This is a genomic window from Sulfitobacter sp. (assembly GCF_041552635.1).
Lineage (GTDB): Bacteria > Pseudomonadota > Alphaproteobacteria > Rhodobacterales > Rhodobacteraceae > Sulfitobacter.
This window is the reverse complement of record NZ_JBFEKM010000254.1, coordinates 1-4,038: the sequence shown is the minus strand read 5'-3', so window position 1 is coordinate 4,038 and position 4,038 is coordinate 1. Positions and strand designations below refer to the sequence as shown.

At 59.5% G+C, this 4,038-nt stretch carries 3 protein-coding genes; 1 reads left to right on the top strand and 2 read right to left on the bottom strand.

Annotated elements, in window-relative coordinates:
- The coding region (locus ABYT07_RS19495; protein WP_372993680.1) for an FtsX-like permease family protein at positions 1 to 2,148 on the bottom strand (2,148 nt) is incomplete at its 3' end.
- Positions 2,145 to 2,801 (bottom strand): ABC transporter ATP-binding protein, encoded by a 657-nt coding sequence (locus tag ABYT07_RS19490; RefSeq protein WP_372993679.1) that lies wholly within the window; start codon positions 2,799 to 2,801, stop codon positions 2,145 to 2,147. The genes ABYT07_RS19495 and ABYT07_RS19490, both read right to left, overlap by 4 nt.
- Positions 2,802 to 3,025: 224 nt before the next feature.
- On the opposite strand from ABYT07_RS19490, the gene ABYT07_RS19485 reads away from it, so the two are divergent.
- A complete protein-coding gene (locus tag ABYT07_RS19485; RefSeq protein ID WP_372993678.1) occupies positions 3,026 to 3,691 on the top strand; it encodes a TetR/AcrR family transcriptional regulator in 666 nt (221 codons plus the stop codon).
- Positions 3,692 to 4,038: the final 347 nt, after the last annotated feature.

The following is a 4,038-nucleotide window of genomic DNA, read 5'->3' as shown; positions in this document are numbered from 1 at the left end:
GACCAGCCCTGCAAGCAAGACGGCGCGCAACAGCTCAAGCCAGCCCAATCTGCGGCGGGTCAGCCCGAGGGCCCACACCGGGGCCAGTTGCGGCACCCGCAGGTCGGCCAGTGTCAGCAAGCTCATCAAGATTGCAAAGCTCGCAACCCCCAGCGTCAGGACATTCAGCGCCGAGGTCACGACAAAGGTCTTTTCGAACACCTCAAGCGACAGCGCCTTGATCGCCTCTTGGGCGATGATGGCACCATCATCGATCCCGACGGCCGTCACGATCGCGGCCCTCAAATTTGCGGCACCGCTGGTTCGTACTCCGAAACGGGTGGGATAAATGTCGGGGTATAGTCCGGTGAATACCTGTTCGGATACAATAATCTGGCCCTGAGGATTGCCATAATCCCCCACAACCGCAACAATCGGCAGCGGCAGATCGGGCGTGACCTGCAACACATCGCCGACCCAAAGATCAGCCCGTCGCGCCAGTTGTTCATTCACAACGGCTGCCTTGCCCGTCTGCACAAGGTCCCAAGCCTGCGGGGCCGCGTCCAGAAACACCCAACTGTTGCGATAGGTCGGACCGACCCGCACGCCGTAAAGTTCGACCGGCAGGTCGGCGACGGTGGTTCCCGTTCTCAAAAGCGGCAGCGCCTCAATCCCTCGGGTTTGCAAGAACGCTTCAAGTGCGGCGCTTTGATCTGCCGTTTCTGTCTGTACAAAAAGTTCCGGCGCGAGCCGTTGGTCAAGGAACGCGACAAAGGTCAAACGAAAGCTTGATACCATGGTCAGGACGCCGATATTGGCAGATACCGCCAGCAATAGCGCCATCAAGGCAAGGCTAAGCCCCGGAAGCTGTTGCCGCGTATCCGCCCAAAACCAGCCCCAGACGGGCGTGACGGTCCGCCTCTCCAGCACGGTCAGGATGCCCGCAGCCACAGCAGGCAGCGCCAGTGCCGCGCCGATCAGCAAGCCGCCCAGCAGCGCGAAACCTGCGATCAAACCGTCCCATATCAACGCAACCGGCACCGCTACGCCCAGCAACACCACCGCGCCCACCGATTGCAGCCGGAACCGCGATGCGGTGGCCGTGACCCACGCCCGCGGCCTGACACTGGCCAACAGCGGCATATGCGCAATCTGCCAGATCCGCGCCGACAGCGCCGCCGCCGTTCCAAATACGGCCAGCAGCAAACCGGACACCCACCACGACGCCCGCAGTTCCAGCGCCCCCGAGATTTCAGCGCCGTAAAGTCCGCGCAGGGTCGCAGCAACATCGGGCAGCAGCAGTGCGGCGATCAGATACCCCAAGATGATCCCCAAGCCCGCCCCGATCAATGCCAGCGTCATCATCTCGGCCACAATCAGCGTCACCAACGTTCGCAGCGGCACCCCCAGCGATCGCAACGTCCGGATCATGCCTCGCCTTTGTTCAAACGCCAGCCCGATCGTGCTGTGCACGATAAACAGGCCCACGGCGAAACTGAGCAGACCAAAGGCCGTCAGGTTCAGGTGAAAACTGTCGGTCAATTGCGCGACATCTGCGACCTGCTGCGCCGGCTGGACCCGTAGACCGGGGGCGACCAAGGCCAGATCGGGTTGGTCAATCGGTTGGTCCGGCAGCACGATAAGGCGGGTCAGATCGTCGCGCTGCAACAGTTTTTGCACGATGCCGATATCCCCGATCGCAAGCCCCGGTGCGACGCTTGCATCCACCGTAACCTGCACGCCCGGATCAAGCTTCAGCGCGGTTTGCGGGTTCGCAAAGACGCCCTCAAGGCGACCCAGCTCCGGTTCCGCCCCCCCAAGGATATCCACCGCCCCCATGCCCGTGGGCGAAGTGACAGGATCGACACCTACCAGCCGCACGCCGTCCAATCGCCCGTCAATCACCGGAGAAACAAGCCAGCCCGACCGTCTGAGCGACACATATTGGTCAAGCGAAATACCCTCGCCCTGCCGGGGGACCAGCAGATCAAACTGCCCCTCCCCCAGTGTTGCCGCCGCCGCATCATAGCTGGCGCGGGCTTCGGCATTGATCGCCTGAACGCCCGACCAAAGTGCTGTGGCCAATGCCAACCCCGCAAGGTAAGCGAAAAGCTGGACAGGATTGCGCCGCCAATGCGACAGCAGCGCCCACAGGCAGGCCCTGATCATGTCAAACGGCCGTTTTTCAGATGCAACTGCCGGTCCATGCGGGCCGCGATGGCGGGCGAATGGGTCACGACCATCAACGCCGCCCCGGTCTGTGCTACCAGTTTCAGCAGTTGGTCCAACACATCATTTGCAGTATCCTCGTCCAGATTTCCGGTCGGTTCATCCGCCAGCATCAACTTGGGCTTGGCGGCGATGGCGCGGGCGATGGCGACGCGCTGCTGTTGTCCGCCGGACAATGCTTCGGGATATTTCTTCATCTGGCTGGACAGGCCCAAGGCATCTGTGACCTGTTCGACATGCGCGTGATCCACCGCGCGGGACAGCGCGGATTGAAAGGTGATATTCTGTGCCACCGTCAGCGACGGGATCAGATTGAACTGCTGGAACACCAGCGCGATATCGGTTCTGCGCATCTCAGCCCGCCCGCGGTCATCCAGCGTCGTCAGATCCTTGCCCGACACCCACACATGGCCTGCATCAGGTGCCTCTAGCGCGCCGGCAATATGCAATAGCGTGCTTTTCCCGCTGCCGGATTCACCGCGCAACGCAAGGGTCTGCCCCGCTGCAAGATCAAAACTGACCCCGCGCAGGACGGGCACAACACCTTCGCTGTCACGAAAGGATTTCTCAATATTTTCAAGCCTAAGAACCATTGTGCATCCCCTCGCTGACGCATGTAGCCTGCAGCCGATATTTTGACAGCTTTCAGCCCCGCAACAAGGACGATCTGCGCAATGCCCTGCCGTGGGACACGATTGATCTGGCCGGATCGCGCCAGCAAAAACAGTCTTGGCTGCGGTGTTGACTACAAGGGCACAGAACGCACACTGATGCAGCAAGACACGCTTTGACGGCAGACACATCAGACAGGTCCGATATGATCCAACCCAAACCGACCCGCAAATCCGACACCGTGCGCAGCCGTGATGCGGCCCGCACCCAAGCTGAAATTCTATCCGTCGCGGTGCAGGAATTCGCAGAGCACGGGTTTCACGGCGCGCGGGTCGAACGGATCACCAATGCAGCGAAATGCAATTCGCGGATGATCTATCATTACTTCGGCAGCAAAGAGCAGCTGTATATTGCCGCGCTCGACAGCGTGTTTGCAGCGATCCGGAACCAAGAAGCACGGCTGGATTTTAGCGGCGGTGATCCGGTGGCCACGGCCCGGCAATTGGTGGAGTTCACCTACGATTATTTCGCCAACAACGCGAGTTTCCTCAAGATGACGCGCAATGAAAATCTGCTGGGGGGCAAGTATATCGAACGCTCCCAAATGATCCGCGACATGTCCCAGCCCTTGATCACGGCCATCGGCAAGCTGATCGACAGGGGTTATGCTGCGGGGGCGTTTACACGCAAAGCCGACCCCGTGCAGTTGTACCTTAGCATCGTGGCACTGTCGGCCCACCACTTGAACAACGGCCCGACACTTGGGGTTGTCGTGGGCAAGGACCTGACAGATGCGGACTGGCAGGCCGACCGCCGCACCCACGCAGTCGAGGTGATCTTGAGCTATCTTGGCATCGCGCAAGAGAGCTAACGGGTCGCTAATCGCCGGCCTATTTAAGTCATCATTCATTTACTTGCGGATCAGAAAGGCGGTCTGATCAGAATCGCTGTTCTTTGCCCCATGGCCGAGCTTTGGTCATTTTCGCGGTGAAGGGTGCCATAGATATCTGCCGAATCGACCTATTCAAAAGACGATGAGTCAGGGTTACCTGACCTGGGATGGATCTGGGCACCTTTCCATCTGCACGATTTTTACGCGCTAATCCGCCTTAGCGCCTAATAAATAATCACCCAATCTTAATTCTAAAGATTTTTACTTTTGGTTGTTCCAACTCGAACAACGCCGCTGATTATGAAGTCATGAACATAGCAGCACCT

What these genes read in the sequence shown, in the direction of transcription:
- ABYT07_RS19490 (WP_372993679.1), bottom strand. Translation starts at nt 2,801, where the DNA reads ATGGTTCTTAGGCTTGAAAATATTGAGAAATCCTTTCGTGACAGCGAA.
- ABYT07_RS19485 (WP_372993678.1), top strand. Translation starts at nt 3,026, where the DNA reads ATGATCCAACCCAAACCGACCCGCAAATCCGACACCGTGCGCAGCCGT.